Below are 16,495 nucleotides of genomic sequence, written 5' to 3'. Positions count from 1 at the left end.
GGCCGGCCGGGCCGTCCGCAGGGCGGCCCGCGCCGGGCGGCCGGTCCGTCGTCCGTCACCGGCAGACGGTGCCGGACGCCGGGACCTTCCCGTTCAGCAGGTACTGGTCCACCGCCGTCGCCACGCACTTGCTGCCGCTGTTGTAGGCGCCGTGGCCCTCGCCCTCGTACGTCAGCTCGATCCCCACGCCCTTGCCGAGCTCCTGGACCATGGCCCGGGCGCCCTCGTACGGGGTCGCCGGGTCGCCGGTGTTGCCGATGACGAGGATGGGGGCCGCGCCGGGCGCGCTGACGTCGGGCGTCTCCCACTGCCCGGGCACCGGCCAGTGCTTGCAGCCCATCAGACCCCAGCCGAGGTAGTCGCCGAAGACCGGCGAGGCCTCGCGGAACTCGGGGAGCCTGGCCTTCGTCTGCTCCATCGAGTACCGCTCCTTGAAGTCCACGCAGTTGATGGCCGCGTTGGCCGCCTGGAGATTGCTGTACTGCCCCTCCCTGTTGCGGCCGTTCATCGCGTCGGACAGCGCGAGCAGCAGCGAGCCGTCGCCTCCGTCCGCCTCGTCGAGACCCTGCTCCAGCAGCGGCCAGTACTCCTTGGAGTAGAGGGCCTGGGCGATGCCGTTGGTCGCCTGGGTCTGGGTGAGCTCGCGGTCGCCGATGCCGGGGATCGGCTTCTTCTCCAGCCGGTTCTGGAGGTCGATGACGAACTGCTGGATCTCCTCCGGCGTGCTGCCGGGCAGCTGGCAGGCGTCACCCCGCGCGACGCAGTCCTTCGCGAAGTTGGTGAACGCCAGCTGGAAGCCCCTGGCCTGGCCGAGTGAGCCCTCCACCGCGGTGCTGGTCGGGTCGACGACGGCGTCGAAGACCGCCCGCCCGACGTTCTCCGGGAAGAGGTGTGCGTAGACGCCGCCGAGCTCCGTCCCGTAGGAGATGCCGAAGTAGTGCAGCTTGTCGTCGCCGAGGACCTGGCGCATGAGATCCATGTCCCGTGCGGCGTCCGTGGTGCCGACGTGGGGCAGGTCCGGGCCCGAGTTCTCCTCGCAGGCCGCGTCGTAACTGCTCAGGTTGTCGCTGTACGCCTTCTCCTCGGTGCTGTCGTCCGGGGTGGCGTCCTGGGCGTAGTACTGGTCCAGCTCCGGGTCGTCGAGGCACTCGACGGGCTGGCTGCGGCCGACGCCCCTCGGGTCGAAGCTCACCAGGTCGTAGCGGGCGCGCAGCCGCTCGAAGTCCTGTGCCGCCGCCGGCAGCGTGCTGACCCCGGAGCCGCCGGGGCCGCCGAAGTTGAAGATGAGCGAACCGATTCGGTCGGCCTGGTCACGGGCCTTCGCCCGGATCAGGGCCAGCTCGATGGTCTCGCCGTCTGGCTTCGCCCAGTCACGCGGGACCTCCATGAAGGAGCACTCCCACTTCGTGCCACCGGGCAGCGGAGAGGGCGCGGTGCCTCCGCCCTCGGCCTCCGAGGGGGCCGGGCACGGTTTCCAGTCGAGGTTCTGGCTGCCGAGGTCGCGGTCGCGCTGCTCCTCGTTTCCGGCTCCGCCTCCGTCGTCGGAGCAGCCGGCGGTGACGAGGAGCATGGTGGCGGTCGCGGCGGCGAGCAGGGTCCCGGCGCGCCGTGCGGCGCCGCCCCGGCGCCGCGGGCCGTCGGCGCGGACGACGCCGGGCCCGGCGTCGTCCCGTGCGGCTCCGTCCGGACGAAGGGCCGCAGCGTCCCCGTACGGGCCGTGCGCCTCCGGCGGGCCGGGGGCGTCGGTGTCCCGGCCGTCTCCGCCGGGGTCGGGGCCGGCGTCGTGGCGGCCGGTGGGGGAGGTCGGCATGACCCCATCCTGCGGCCCCGGGAGGCGCACCGCCTGTCGGGGCCGCCGGGCGAGGCCACGCGGCCGGCGCCGCCCGGCCCGTGCAAGCGCTGCGGCCACGCGCCCGGCCCCTGCGCCCAGTGCCGCATCGGGCAAGGTCTGCCCGTCAAGGAGCGGCTAGAGCGCGCCCTTGCGGGTGAGGTGGTTGAAGGACAGCCATCCCGGCAGCACCGGCAGCCACAGCGTCAGCAGCCGGTAGAGCAGCACCGCAGGGGCCGCGACCTCGGCGGGCAGCCCCACCGCGATGAGGCCGAAGGTCAGCGCACCCTCCACCGCTCCCACACCGCCCGGGGTCGGAGCTGCGGACCCCAGCGCGTTGCCGGCCAGGAAGACGACGGCGATGCTGGCGTAGCTGAGCTGCTGGTCGCCATTGCCGAAGGCCCGGATGGAGGCGTCCAGGCACATCACGAAGGAGCCGGTGAGCAGCAGCATGCCGCCGATCCCCGTGAGGAGCTTCCCCGGCCGCTGGAGTACGTCCAGCATGCGCGGGACGACCCCGGCGAACAGGGACCGCAGCCGTGTCGCGACGAACTTCCGCAGGAACGGGATCGCGGTCACCACGAGCACGAGCACGGCCACCGTCAGCAGCCCCGCGATGACCGTCCTCGACGGTGTGAACGACGAGGTCTTCTCCGTGCCGGTGAGGTACCCGAAGGCCAGCAGCAGCAGGATGTGGGCGCCGAGGCCGAAGAGCTGCGAGGCGCCCACACTCGCCACCGCCAGTCCGGGGCGGACGCCGGAGCGCTGGAGGAAGCGGGTGTTCAGGGCGACTCCGCCGACGGCGGCCGGGGCGACGATCTTCACGAACGAGCCCGCGACCTGCGCGACGACGGTCCGCAGGAACGGAACCCGCTCGGGCACGAATCCCAGCAGGCTCATCGCCGCCGCGACATAGCTCAGTGCCGAGAACAGGACCGCGGCGGCGACCCAGCCCCAGTCGGCCCGGCCGACCACGCTGAGATCGGTCCGCGTGAGCTGCGACAGCAGGAAGTAGGCGGCGATGGCCCCGGCGATCAGACTGACGAGCGTGCGCGGCCTGATCCGCTCCAGCCGGGCCGGCTCCACCGGCGCCTGCGGCCGGATCAGCAGCACCTGGTGGCGGATCTGGGCGAGGAGGTCCTCCTCGCGGGCTTCGTCGAGCGCCTCGTCCATGGCACGTTTCTCGGCCTGCTTCTCGGCGCGCAGCGACTTGCGGGCGGCCTTGCGGTCCTCCTCGGCGCCGTCGGGGCCCTGCTCCTCCCTGGCCTGCCGCGCCGACTCCGCCGCCGCGAGCACCGCCTCGCGCTCGCGCTGCGCCCGTTCCCTGGCGAGCCGCCGCAGGGTCGCGCGGGTGGAGCGGCTGAGCGCGATCGGCTGCAGCAGGGGCAGACAGGCCGCCACCGTGTCGGAGCCCAGCACCTCGACGGCCGCGGCGACCGCGCGCCCGGCCCCCACGCGCAGGCCCACCGTGGTCAGCAGCTGTGCGATGTCCATGCGCAGCACCACGTCGCCGGCCGCGATCTCACCGCCGCGCAGATCGGTCAGCACGACCCTGCCGGAACGATCCACCAGGATCGCGTCGCCGGTGAGCCTGCGGTGCGCGATGCGGCGTGACTGCAGTGCCCGCACCTGCCTGAACGCCCCGTGGACCACCTCGTCGGTGATCTCCTCGTCGGCCATGGAGTCGAGCGAGCGGCCGCCGAGGTGCTCGTACACGAGCATGACGGCGTCCGGGCCCAGCTCGGACGTGGCGATCAGCTTGGGCGCGTTGGCGCCGGCGGCAATGGCGGCGTAGGCGAGCAGTGCCTCCTGCTCCAGTGCCTGCCGCAGCGACTGGGTGGAACGACGGGTGGTGATGCTCCGCAGCGTCAGCCGGCGCCACACCCGGTAGAAGTAGCCGTGCGCCTGCTGCTCGCGGTCGACGACGGTGACGTCGAGCGGCGGGCCGTCCTCCAGGGTGACGAGGTACCGCCGCCCCCGGTCGCCCTGGTCGGCGGAGTCCGGTACGTCCTCGGCCCGCATGGCCGTGACCGGGCGGAAGCCGACGTGCCGCAGTCCGGCGAGGAGGGTCTGGCCGGTGGGTCTTACGTTCGGGGAGCCGACCGTGTAGAGCGTGCCGTACGCGACGGTCCAGCCGATCAGCACGGTCAGGATGATCGAGAACGGTGTGGTGTAGCCGGCGACGAGCATCGCGAAGGCGTCGAGCAGGAGCACGCCCCACAGCGCGACCCGCCAGCGCGGCCTGCGCGCCATGCCGACCGCCGTCATATAGGCGATCACGGGCGCCAGGTAACCGTGGACCGGGTCGGTGAGCCCGCCACCCGAGGCGGGCTGGGTCAGCGCGTCCTGGATCTGGCTGGGCGCGGCCTTGGCGACCCAGAGATCGGTGGCGAGCGTCACCCCGTGGGCGAGCACGGCCGCGAGCACGCCGTCGGCGATGCGCAGTCCGTCCCGTTTGATCAGCCGCTCGATCGCGAAGGCGACCGGGACGAGGAGCACGGCGATGCTCGACATCAGTCCCGCGAGCTTCACCAGCAGGTCGGGGGCTTGGCCGGTGCCCTTGGAGATGTCCGACTCGAGGCCGCTGGTGGTGCCGTGGGCGAAGGCGGCGAGACCCAGGACGACGGCGATCGCCAGGATGCCCGCGAGCAGACGCGTCAGGTCGGAGGGGCGGTGGACGCGGGCCGGCAGCAGGGGCTCGTCGCCGGAGAGCCGGTCGATGTGGGCCACGTCGCCGCCGTCACCGCAGACCCCGTCCGTGCGCTGCCGCTCGCGCTCCGCCGCGCGGCGCCCGGAGTCGGCCGCGGGGCGCGGCGAGCCGGTGGGCCGGGTGCGCTCCCCGGCGTCGCCGGCCGCGGGGGAGGCGTCGGAAGGGGCCGTGGAGGACGCAGCGGCCGGGGCCGCCGGCGGGATGTCCCGGTCCGGGGCGGGGTCCTGGCGCGGCCCGGCGGTTCCGGAGCGCGACTCGGAGCCGGAGGTGCTCGCCGCCGCAGGAGGCTGCACGCCCAGCTCCTTCGTCGTGTCGGTCTCTTCTTGATCTCGTATCACCAGTCACCGCCCGGACGATGGTGGCACGGCGAGCCGACAGCGGGTGGCATCAGGGTGCGACGCGGTGATGCGCGCTGTGCTACTTGCCCCTCTTTGTCTTGGTATATGCGATCGGTGGTGCTCCCGGCCCGCTGTCGGCGGCATGGGGCAAGATGGGCCGGATGAGCGATGAGGTGCCGGAACTGCCGGAGTACGCGGAGCGGGTGCTCGATGTCGCCGAGCACATCCCGCCCGGCCGGGTCATGACGTACGGGGACGTCGCCGAATGGCTCGGCGAGGGAGGCCCGCGCCAGGTCGGCCGGGTGATGGCGCTGTACGGAGGCTCGGTTCCCTGGTGGCGTGTGGTGCGCTCCGACGGTGCCCTGCTGGCCGGCCACGAGCTGCGGGCACTGCGGCACTACCGGGCCGAGGGCACCCCGCTGCGGCAGGCGCCGCCGGGTGCGGAGGGCCATCTGCCGCGCCTGGACATACGGCGGGCCCGCTGGGACGGCGGGGCCGGCCCGGCGGACGGGGCGGGCGGAGGAGCTCACATCTGACAGCTTCCGCCATTCGGCGGTGCGATGAGATGTCCGGAGCCCGCGGCCCGTGTCCGCGGTGGTCCCGAGCGGGCCGTCCGCGGCGGTGGTGAAGGAGCCGTCCACGGCCATGCCGAGCGGTCCGTCTGCGGCGGTGGCACCCGCGGGCGTAGCGTCTTCCCCACCGCCGGTGGCGTCCGCGCCACCGGCCACGTCCTCCAGCGGCCCCCAGGCCCGCCCGCCCCGCCCGTGCTCCCGCACCGGGCCCGTCGTCACCACCGTCAGCACACCCACCAGGACCGGCCAACCACGTGAGTTCCTCCTCCTCCACCGGGCGTACACCGCACCATCGGGTACGGCAGGGGTTCCCCCAGGGCCCGCAAGGGCGCAGGGGGCGGACCCCGGGCGCGTACCGACTGGTGCGTACCTCGCCGGGCCCGGTGGATCCCCCTCTCCTGGACGCCTCCCAGCGCGCGGTGGTTGACCACGAGCACGGGCCGCTGCTCGTACTCGCCGGGCCGGGCACCGGAAAGACGACGACCCTCGTCGAGGCGGTCGCCGCCAGGATCGAACGGGGCGCCGACCCGGAGCGGCTGCTGGTGCTCACCTTCAGCCGGAAGGCGGCGGTCGAACTGCGCGACCGGATGGCCGTGCGACTCGACGGCGCACGTGCGCCGCAGGCGACCACCTTCCACTCCTACTGCTACGCGCTGGTGCGGGCCCACCAGGAGGCGGACCTGTTCGCCGAACCGCTGCGCCTGCTGTCCGGTCCCGAGCAGGACGTGGCCGTCCGCGACCTGCTGGCCGGACAGCTCGACCTGGAGCGGGAAGGGCGGGCCGGCGTGCGCTGGCCCGCCGAGCTACGGGCGTGCCTCACCACCCGCGGCTTCGCCGACGAGGTGCGTGCCGTGCTCGCCCGCAGCCGGGAACTCGGTCTCGGCCCGGACGCGCTGTCGGCCTTCGCCCGCCGCACGGGACGGCCCGACTGGAGCGCGGCAGCGGCCTTCCTCGCCGAGTACCTGGACGTGCTGGACCTCCAGGGGGTCCTCGACTACGCCGAGCTCGTCCACCGGGCGTCTCTCCTCGCCGAGCGGCCGGGGACGGGCGAGCAGATCGCCCAGCGGTACGACGCCGTGTTCGTCGACGAGTACCAGGACACCGATCCCGCCCAGGTCCGGCTGCTGCGGGCGCTGGCGGGGGACGGCCGCACCCTGGTCGCGTTCGGCGACCCCGACCAGTCCATCTACGCCTTCCGGGGCGCGGACGTGAACGGCATCCTCGACTTCCCCGCGGCCTTCCGGCGTCGTGACGGCCGCCGGGCCCCCGTCGCGGTGCTGAGGTCGTCCCGTCGCTCCGGAGCCGTCCTGCTGTCGGCGACCCGTCTGCTCGCGCAGCGGATGCCACTGCCCCGGCTGCCCGCCGACAAGGTCCGCGCCCATCGTGAGCTCACCGCCACCCGCTCCGGCGGACGGGTCGAGGTGTACACGTACCCGACCGCCTCCACGGAGCTCGACAACGTCGCCGACATCCTGCGGCGCGCCCACCTGGAGGAGGGCGTGCCGTGGAACGACATGGCGGTCCTCGTCCGCGCGGGCAGCCGCAGTCTCCCGGCGACGCGACGCGCGCTCACCGTGGCCGGTGTGCCGGTCGAGACGGACGGTGACGAGATCCCCCTGCGCCACGAGTCCGCGGTGACGCCCCTTCTGACCGCCCTGCGTACCGCCGCGAGGCCGCTCGTCACGAGCGGCTCCCGGCCGGGCGAGGGCGACCGGGCCGGGGACGGCGACAGGAACGGGGGGCGGGAAAGCGCCGAGGGCGGCGAGGCCGACGGAGACGGGTTCGCGGACGGAGACGGGTTCGCGGACGGAGACGGGTTCGCGGACGGAGACGAGTTCGCGGACGGAGACGGGGAAGAGGACGGCCGGGTCCCCGGCGGACACCGCGACGGCCGGAAGGCCGCCGTCCGGGCAGAGGACGGCGGGGACACCGCCGTGGGGCACGCCCCCGGCTCCGGCCCCGGCGCGGTGGGGGAGTCGGACGCTGCCCGCGCTTCTGCCCCCGGCTCCGGCACGGTCGCGGGTCCCGGCCCCGGGCCCGGCGCGGTGGCCGGTTCGGACGCCGGCTCCGCTTCCGGTGGGGGATCGCACGCGGACCCGGGCAGCGGGCCGGGCCCCGGTGTGCCCTTCCGGGAGGAACCCCCCATCGACGCCGACACCGCCGCCACCCTCCTCACCTCACCCCTCGGCGGCATGGACACCGCCGATCTCCGGCGGCTCGGACGTGCCCTCCGCGACGAGGAGCGGGCGGCGGGCAACCGCCTGCCGCCCCCCTCCGACGTCCTCATCGCCCGTGCCCTCGCGGAGCCCGAGCGGCTCACCGCGCACGACCCCGCCTACGCCCGTGCCGCCCAGCGGCTCGGAGCCCTGCTGCGCAAGGCCCGTGAGCTCCTCGACGGCGGGGGCACCGCCGAGGAGGCGCTGTGGGAGCTGTGGACCGGCACACCCTGGCCCCAGCGCCTGGAGCGGGCCGCCCTCCGCGGCGGCCCGGCCGGCCGCAACGCCGATCGCGACCTCGACGCCGTCTGCGCGTTGTTCGAGACCGCAGCGCGTGCCGAGGAGCGCACCGGCGGCCGCGGCGCGCTGAACTTCCTGGACGAGCTCGAAGCCCAGGACATCGCCGCCGACACGCTCGCGCGCCGGCCCGAACGTCCCGCGGCCGTCCGCCTCATGACCGCCCACCGGTCCAAGGGCCTCGAATGGGGCCTCGTCGTCGTCGCCGGCGTACAGGAGGGTCTCTGGCCGGACCTGCGCCGCCGCGGCTCGCTGCTGGAAGCCGACCGGATCGGCCGCGACGGGCTCGCCGAGCCCCTCACCCCCGGCGCCCTGCTCGCCGAGGAACGCCGGCTGTTCTACGTCGCCGCCACGCGCGCCGGGGACCGCCTCGTGGTCACCGCCGTCAAGGCGCCCTCCGAGGACGGCGATCAGCCCTCGCGCTTCCTCACCGAACTCGGAGCCCAACCGCGCGACGTCACAGGCCGGCCGCGCCGCCCGCTCGCCGTCGCCCCGCTGGTCGCCGAGCTCAGGGCCACCACCGTCGACCCCGAGGCGTCCGACGCGCTCCGCGACGCCGCCGCGAGGCGGCTCGCCCGGCTCGCCGCCCTCACCGACGACGAGGGCCGGCCGCTCGTGCCCGCAGCGCACCCCTACCGCTGGTGGGGGCTGCAGGACCCGACGCACAGCAGGGTGCCCCTCCGCGACCGCGACCACCCCGTCGCCCTGTCCGGAAGCGCCCTCGACCAGCTCGCGAACACCTGCGCCCTGCAGTGGTTCCTGGGGCGCGAGGTCAGGGCGGACGCCCCGGCCACCGCCGCCCAGGGCTTCGGCAACGTCGTCCACGTCCTCGCCGACGAGGTCGCCTCGGGCCGCACCCCGGCGGACCTGGCCGTCCTGATGGAACGTCTCGACTCCGTCTGGGACGGCCTCGCCTTCGACGCACCCTGGAAGTCCGTCCAGGAGAAGGAGCACGCGCGCGCGGCGCTCGAACGCTTCCTCCGCTGGCACGTCTTGGACCGCGGGGGCCGCACCCCCGTCGCCACCGAACACGACTTCGACGTCACCCTGGGAGCCGGCCCGTACGAGGTGCGTGTCCGCGGCTCGATGGACCGCGTCGAACGGGACGAACAGGGCCGGGCGTACGTCGTCGACTTCAAGACCGGCAGGCAGACGCCGACGAAGGACGAGGTCGCGCACCACCCCCAGCTCGCGGTCTACCAGCTCGCGGTCCGCGAGGGTGCCGTCGACGAGGTCTTCGACGGCCGGCGCCCCGCCCCCGGCGGCGCCGAACTCGTGCACCTGCGCCAGGCCGCCCCCAAGAAGGAGGGCGGAGACGCACTCCCGCGCGTCCAGTCCCAGGAGCCCCTCTCCGGCGCGTGGGTCGGCGACCTGCTGGCCACCGCGGCGGGTCGGGTCCTCGACGAACGCTTCACCCCCAGCACCGGCTCGCAGTGCGAGCACTGCGCCTTCCGTTCCTCGTGCAGTGCCAGGCCCGAAGGACGCCACATCGTCGAATGACGGCCGGTAGCTGCCCCACGGCACACCGTCGGGCGACGTCGGAGGGTTTCGCGGCCCACGGGCGCGGCGGTGGCCGGGGGACGACGCCCGTCCCCGGCCCGCACGCGAGCACCGGTGGCGGGCGCTGTCGGTGTTCGCCGTTAGCCTCTCTGGGGTGTCCGCACGCATCACCGACCCCGAGCAGCTCAAGGAGCTGCTCGGCATCCCGTTCACCCCGGAGCAGACGGCCTGCATCACCGCGCCGCCCGCGCCGCAGGTCATCGTGGCCGGAGCGGGCTCCGGGAAGACGACGGTGATGGCCGCCCGGGTGGTGTGGCTGGTGGGCACGGGCCAGGTGGCCCCCGAGCAGGTCCTCGGGCTGACCTTCACCAACAAGGCCGCCGCCGAGCTCGCCGACCGCGTCCGAACCGCCCTCGTCCGGGCCGGGGTCACCGACCCGGACGTGATCGACCCGGACGACCCGCCGGGCGAACCCGGCATCTCGACCTACCACGCCTTCGCCGGACGGCTCCTCAAGGACCACGGCCTCCGACTCGGCCTGGAGCCGACCTCCCGGCTGCTCGCCGACGCCACGCGCTACCAGCTCGCCGCACGCGTGCTGCGCGAGGCCCCGGGCCCGTACCCCGCGCTGACCAAATCCTTCCCCGCACTCGTCAGCGATCTGCTCGCGCTCGACGCGGAGCTGGCGGAGCACCTGGTGGCGCCCGAGGAGCTCCGGGCCCATGACTCCGCGCTGCTGGACGACCTGGAGGGTGTCAGGCTCGGCAACGCCGACCTGCGCCGGGTTCCCGAGGCGGCCGCCGCCCGGCGGGAACTGCTCGACCTCGTCGTCCGCTACCGCGAGGCCAAGCGTTCCCGCGATCTCCTCGACTTCGGCGACCAGATCGCCCTGTCCGCGCGGCTCGCGCTCACCCGTCCCGAGGTGGGCCGCATCCTGCGCGACGAGTTCCGGGTGGTCCTGCTGGACGAGTACCAGGACACGTCCGTGGCCCAGCGCCTGCTGCTCGCCGGCCTGTTCGGCGGGGTCGCCACCCCGGCCGGCACGCCGGGAGAGGGCTCGGGCCATCCCGTGACGGCGGTGGGCGACCCCTGCCAGGCGATCTACGGCTGGCGCGGCGCGTCCGTCGCCAACCTCGACGACTTCCCCGACCACTTCCCTCACGCGGACGGCCGACCCGCCACCCGCTTCTCCCTGAGTGAGAACCGTCGTAGCGGGGGCCGCCTCCTCGACCTCGCGAACGGCCTCGCCGAGCCGCTGCGGGCCCGCCACGAAGGCGTCGAGGCACTGCGGCCCGCGCCCGGGGCGGAGCGTGACGGATCCGTGCGCATCGCGCTGCTGCCCACCCACGCCGAGGAGATCGGCTGGCTCGCGGACTCGATCGCCCATCTCGTCCGCACGGGCAAGGAGCCGGGCGAGATCGCGGTGCTGTGCCGCACGGCGGGCGACTTCGCGGCGATCCAGGGCGCGCTCGTCGCCCGTGACGTCCCCGTGGAGGTCGTCGGCCTCTCCGGGCTGCTGCACCTGCCGGAGGTCGCCGATCTCGTCGCGGTCTGCGAAGTCCTCCAGGACCCGGGCGCGAACGCCTCGCTGGTCCGGCTGCTCACCGGGCCGCGCTGGCGCATCGGTGCCCGCGACCTGGCGCTGCTCGGGCGCCGGGCGCGCCTGCTGGTCCACCGCACCGGCGACGACGGCGCGGATGCCGACCAGCGGCTCGCCGCCGCCGTCGAGGGCACCGACCCGGCCGAGGTCGTCTCGCTCGCCGACGCCCTCGACACGTTCCTGGAACAGACCGGGCCGGACGACGGCCTGCCGTTCTCCGCCGAGGCCCGGGTCCGCTTCGCCCGCCTCGCCACCGAACTGCGCGACCTGCGGCGCTCCCTGGCCGACCCGCTGATGGACGTCCTCCACCGCGTCCTCGCCACCACCGGCCTGGAGGTGGAGCTCTCCGCCTCGCCGCACGCCCTGGCCGCCCGCCGCCGCGAGACCCTCGCGGGCTTCCTCGACGTCGCGGCGTCCTTCGCCTCGCTCGACGGCGAGGCGACGCTGCTGGCCTTCCTCGGCTTCCTTCGGACCGCCGAGCAGTACGAGAAGGGCCTCGACAACGCGCTGCCCGGGGGCGAGAACACGGTGAAGGTGCTCACCGCCCACAAGTCCAAGGGACTGGAGTGGGACGTCGTCGTGGTCCCCGGCCTGGTCGCCGACCAGTTCCCCAGCACCCGCTCGCGGGAGTCGTGGACCTCCCGGGCCAAGGTCCTGCCCCATGCGCTGCGGGGCGACTCCGCCACCCTGCCCGGCATCACGTCCTGGGACGCGAAGGGGCTCAAGGCATTCAAGGAGGAGATGAAGGAGCATCAGCACACGGAGGAACTCCGGCTGGGCTACGTGACCTTCACACGGCCCCGCTCGCTGCTCCTCGGCTCCGCCCACTGGTGGGGCCCCACCCAGAAGCGCCGCCGCGGGCCGTCCGCGTTCCTGGAGGCGCTGTACGACCACTGTGCCGCGGGCTTCGGCGAGATCGAGGCATGGGCCGAGGAGCCGGAGGAGGACTCGGAGAACCCGGCGCTCGGCGCCGCGACGGTGGAGCAGGCGTGGCCGCTTCCGCTCGATCCCACGGCGACCGCGCGCCGTAGGGAGGCCGCGGACACGGTGCTGGCCCATCTGTCGCTGATCAACGGCCATGCGACCGCGACGGTGCCGGGGCGGCCCGGGGCGGCGCTCGACGGCGCCCGTCCCGGGCCACCCGACCGCGAGGGCGTCCCCTTCGACGGATCGGGCCCGGCCGAAGCGACCGGCTCCCTCCCCGACGCTCCGTCCGACGAGGACCTCTGGCCCGGGGAAATCCACGACCCGGCCGACGAACCGTGGCCGGACGAGCCGTGGCCGGAGGGGTCAGACGATCCCGCGGACGTCATGCCCGACGGTGACGAGCAGTCCGCCGGCCCGGTGCCCGGGGGGGCCTTCGCGCTCGCCGCTGGCCCCGGACAGGACGACGGGCCTTCGGCCCACGCGCCGGGCTCCCCGGCGCCCCCCGCGCGCGCCTCCGGCGACGCCGCCGTCCACCGATCGTCCGCCCCCGCCCCCGCCTCTGCCACCGCCGCGTCCGCCCCGGTCCCGCACGACGAGGCCGGTCCCGTCCCGGACACCCGCTCGCTGCCCCGCCCCGGGCTGCCCGCCCAGCGCACCGAACCCCTCACTCCCGAGGACGCCAGGGTGATCGCCTCCTGGGACCGCGATCTCGAAGCGCTCACCGGCGAGCTTCGCCGCGCCCGCGAATCCGTGCGCGAGGTTCCCCTCCCGGCAGCGCTGTCCGCGTCCCAGCTGCTGCGCCTGGCCGCGGACCCGGACGGCTTCGCGCGGGAGCTGGCGCGACCCATGCCCCGCCCGCCCCAGCGCGCGGCCCGCCGGGGCACGCGCTTCCACGCATGGGTGGAGTCGCGCTTCGAGGAACTGCCGCTGCCCATGCTCGGGCCCGACGAACTGCCGGGCGGCGACCCGGACGAGGCGGGCATCGAGGACGAGCGGGAGCTCGCCGCACTGAAGGAGGCGTTCGAGCGCACGCCGTACGCAGGCCGTGTTCCGTACCGGCTGGAGGCGCCCGTCCAGGTCACCCTCGCGGGCAGGGTCGTCAGGGGCCGGATCGACGCCGTCTACCGTGACGCGGCGACAGGTGCGTTCGAGATCGTGGACTGGAAGACCAGCCGTGGCCGCGATGCCGATCCGCTTCAGCTCGCCGTCTACCGCCTGGCCTGGGCCGAGCAGCACGGCCTCCCTCCCGAGTCGGTCGCCGCCGCGTTCGTCTACGTACGCACCGGAGAGGTCGTCCGCCCCGGCGAACTGCCCGGCAGGGCCGGCCTCGAACGGATCCTCATGAGCGGTACGGACGGTACGGACGACGGTGACGGTACGGACGACGGTGACGGTACGGACGACGGTGACGGTACGGACGACAGGGCGGCCGGAGAGGCCGGGGAAGGCCCCCTCGCGCCGGGTGCCCCTCGACCCGACTGGCCCGGGCCCGCCGGCAGCGGACCTCGGCCCGTGCCCGACCGGGCGGTCGGCGAGACCGCCCCCGGCGCCGGATAGGCTCGATGCCATGAGCGACACCCCGGACAGCGCCGTCCGTACGTACATAGCGGAGCATCGCGCCGCCTTCATCGGCGACCTCGCCGAGTGGCTGCGCATCCCTTCCGTCTCCGCGCAGCCGGAGCACGACAAGGACGTACGGCGCAGCGCGGAATGGCTGGCCGCGAAGCTCACGGAGACCGGCTTCCCGACCGCCGAGGTCTGGGAGGTTCCCCCGGCCGCGCCGGGCGAGGCCCAGGGGGCCCCGGCGGTCTTCGCCGAGTGGCCGTCCGCCGACCCGGACGCCCCCACGGTGCTCGTCTACGGCCACCACGACGTGCAGCCCGCCGCCCGGGAGGACGGCTGGGACACCGAACCGTTCGAACCGGTCGTGAGGGACGGCCGGATGTACGGCCGCGGCGCCGCCGACGACAAGGGCCAGGTCCTCTTCCACACCCTCGGCGTGCGCGCCCACCTCGCCGCCACGGGCCGTACGAGCCCGGCCGTCAACCTCAAGCTCCTCGTCGAGGGCGAGGAGGAGTCCGGATCACCGCACTTCCGCGCCCTGGTCGAGCAGCGCCGGGACCGGCTCGCCGCCGATGTCGTGATCGTCTCCGACACGGGCATGTGGTCGGAGACGACCCCCACCGTGTGTACCGGCATGCGCGGCCTCGCAGACTGCGAGATCGCACTGTACGGACCGGACCAGGACATCCACTCCGGTTCCTTCGGCGGTGCCGTCCCCAACCCGGCCACCGTCGCCGCCCGGATCGTCGCCGCCCTGCACGACGAGGACGAGCGGGTGGCGGTCCCCGGGTTCTACGACGGTGTTCGCGAGCCGAGCGCGACGGAGCGCGAACTCCTCGCCGAGCTGCCGTTCGACGAGTCCGAGTGGCTGCGTACGGCCAAGTCGTACGGGACGTTCGGTGAGGCGGGCCACACCACGCTGGAGCGCATCTGGACCCGCCCGACCGCCGAGGTGAACGGCATCGGCGGCGGCTACCAGGGGCCCGGGGGCAAGACGATCATCCCGGCCTCGGCGCGGCTGAAGCTCTCCTTCCGGCTGGTCGCCGGTCAGGATCCGGACCGGGTGGAGGAGGCGGTCCGCGCCTGGGTCGCGTCCCGGGTGCCCGCCGGCATCCGCCACGAGATCGCCTTCGGTGCGGCGACCCGGCCCTGCCTCACGCCGCTGGACCATCCGGCGCTGCAGTCGCTCGCCCGGTCGATGAGCCGTGCCTTCGACGGGCAGAAGATCCGCTTCACGCGGGAGGGCGGGTCGGGGCCCGCCGCGGACCTCCAGGACGTGCTCGGTGCGCCGGTGCTGTTCCTGGGTGTTTCCGTGCCGTCCGACGGCTGGCACGCGCCCAACGAGAAGGTCGAACTGGCCCTGCTGCTGAAGGGCGTCGAAACCGCCGCGTACCTGTGGGGCGACCTGGCCGGCGCCCTCCAGTGACAGACAACCGGTCATCCGCAGACAACCGGTCGATCCGGGGGAGTGGGAAGCACCTGTGAGCACCTTCGATCACGTCGCCGGCGGCCGTTCCATCGGCCTGACGGCGCCCAGCGGCATCGACCGCGCCGCACACCACCGACTCGACGAGGCCTGGCTGGCGGCTGCCTGGAGCCACCCGACGACACGTGTGTTCGTCGTCTCCGGCGGCCAGGTGCTGATCGACGACACCCCCGACGGCCGCACCGAACTGGTGACGACCCCGGCCTTCGAGGCGCCCCCCACCGAGACCCACCGCTACTTCCTCGGCACCGACGAGGACGGCGTCAGCTACTTCGCCCTCCAGAAGGACTCGCTCCCCGGCCGCATGGACCAGTCCGCCCGGCCGGCCGGGCTGCGCGAGGCCGGTCTGCTGCTGTCCCCGAGGGACGCGGGACTGATGGTGCACGCCGTCGCCCTGGAGAACTGGCAGCGGCTCCACCGCTTCTGCTCGCGCTGCGGCGAGCGGACCGTCATCGCGGCCGCCGGGCACATCCGCCGCTGCCCGGCCTGCGGTGCCGAGCACTACCCGCGCACGGACCCCGCCGTGATCATGCTCGTCACGGACGAGGACGACCGCGCGCTGCTCGGCCGCCAGGTCCACTGGCCGGAGGGCCGCTTCTCCACCCTCGCCGGTTTCGTCGAGCCCGGCGAGTCCATCGAGCAGTCGGTGATCCGCGAGGTGTACGAGGAGGCGGGCGTCACCGTCGGCGAGGTCGAGTACGTCGCCAGCCAGCCGTGGCCCTTCCCGTACAGCCTGATGCTCGGTTTCACGGCCCGTGCCACCTCGTCCGAGATCTGCGTGGACGGCGAGGAGATCCACGAGGCCCGCTGGTTCTCCCGGGAGGACCTGTGCGCTGCCTTCGAGTCCGGAGAGGTCCTGCCCCCGTACGGGATCTCGATCGCCTCACGGCTGATCGAGCTCTGGTACGGAAAGCCGCTGCCGAAGCCGGGCTCGCCCACCTGAGGCCGTTCGCCCTCCGCATCACCGGGGGGTCGCACCGGTCGCACGGGGCCCGCCCCGTGCCCGGTGCGACGGCCAGTGCGTTCCGGCACGACGACGCCCCTCCGGTGGTCCTGACCCGAAGGGGCGTGGCGTCGGTGCGGGCCGGTGCGTCAGATCGCGAGGGCCTGCTTCACCTGGGCCAGGCTGGGGTTCGTCATGACGATGTCCTCGCCGCCGTTCGGCGGCACCACGAGGACGGTCGGCACGGTCTGGTTGCCGTTGTTCGCCTTCTCGACGAACGCGGCCGACCGCGGGTCCTCCTCGATGTTGATCTCGACGTACGAGATCCCCTCGCGGTCCAGCTGGCTCTTCAGCCGCCGGCAGTAGCCGCACCAGGTGGTGCTGTACATCGTCAGAGTTCCCTGCATGTCCTTCTCCCGCTCCTCTGGGTCGGTGGGGGGTGTCCCACGGGGTTTCCGGGGATTGAACGTACGCGACCCCGCCGCCATTCCCCATTCCCGTACCGGTCGTACCGG

8 protein-coding genes are annotated in these 16,495 nt (G+C 74.2%); 5 read left to right on the top strand and 3 right to left on the bottom strand.

All coding sequences use genetic code 11. The features are described from left to right. Positions 1–55 precede the first annotated feature (55 nt). Together O7595_RS10745 and O7595_RS10740 are read right to left on the bottom strand one after the other, a co-directional pair. Positions 56–1,810: an alpha/beta hydrolase gene (locus O7595_RS10745; protein WP_269728486.1), complete on the bottom strand. Its 1,755-nt coding sequence runs from the start codon at positions 1,808–1,810 to the stop codon at positions 56–58. A gap of 156 nt (positions 1,811–1,966) precedes the next feature. Then, positions 1,967–4,831 (bottom strand): lysylphosphatidylglycerol synthase domain-containing protein, encoded by a 2,865-nt coding sequence (locus O7595_RS10740; RefSeq protein WP_269728485.1) that lies wholly within the window; start codon positions 4,829–4,831, stop codon positions 1,967–1,969. A 206-nt stretch (positions 4,832–5,037) separates the two neighbouring features. On the opposite strand from O7595_RS10740, the gene O7595_RS10735 reads away from it, so the two are divergent. From O7595_RS10735 to nudC, 5 genes are all read left to right on the top strand, one after another. Next, positions 5,038–5,412, top strand: coding sequence for an MGMT family protein (locus O7595_RS10735; RefSeq protein ID WP_269728484.1), 375 nt, complete (start codon positions 5,038–5,040; stop codon positions 5,410–5,412). Between the two features lie 290 nt (positions 5,413–5,702). Beyond that, positions 5,703–9,461: an ATP-dependent helicase gene (locus O7595_RS10730; protein ID WP_443071590.1), complete on the top strand. Its 3,759-nt coding sequence runs from the start codon at positions 5,703–5,705 to the stop codon at positions 9,459–9,461. A 154-nt stretch (positions 9,462–9,615) separates the two neighbouring features. After that, complete coding sequence (locus tag O7595_RS10725; RefSeq protein WP_269728482.1) at positions 9,616–13,545, top strand: UvrD-helicase domain-containing protein; 3,930 nt, start codon at positions 9,616–9,618, stop codon at positions 13,543–13,545. A gap of 10 nt (positions 13,546–13,555) precedes the next feature. Next, positions 13,556–14,977 (top strand): dipeptidase, encoded by a 1,422-nt coding sequence (locus tag O7595_RS10720; protein ID WP_269728481.1) that lies wholly within the window; start codon positions 13,556–13,558, stop codon positions 14,975–14,977. A 55-nt stretch (positions 14,978–15,032) separates the two neighbouring features. Next, positions 15,033–15,980 (top strand): NAD(+) diphosphatase, encoded by a 948-nt coding sequence (gene nudC / locus O7595_RS10715; protein ID WP_269728480.1) that lies wholly within the window; start codon positions 15,033–15,035, stop codon positions 15,978–15,980. A gap of 149 nt (positions 15,981–16,129) precedes the next feature. Here the strand turns inward: nudC and O7595_RS10710 are convergent, their stop codons facing one another. Further along, complete coding sequence (locus tag O7595_RS10710; protein WP_269728479.1) at positions 16,130–16,387, bottom strand: glutaredoxin domain-containing protein; 258 nt, start codon at positions 16,385–16,387, stop codon at positions 16,130–16,132. Between the last annotated feature and the right edge of the window lie 108 nt (positions 16,388–16,495).

Origin of the sequence: Streptomyces sp. WMMC940, assembly GCF_027460265.1 — a bacterium.
GTDB lineage: Bacteria > Actinomycetota > Actinomycetes > Streptomycetales > Streptomycetaceae > Streptomyces.
This window is presented reverse-complemented; position numbering and strand designations above follow the sequence as displayed.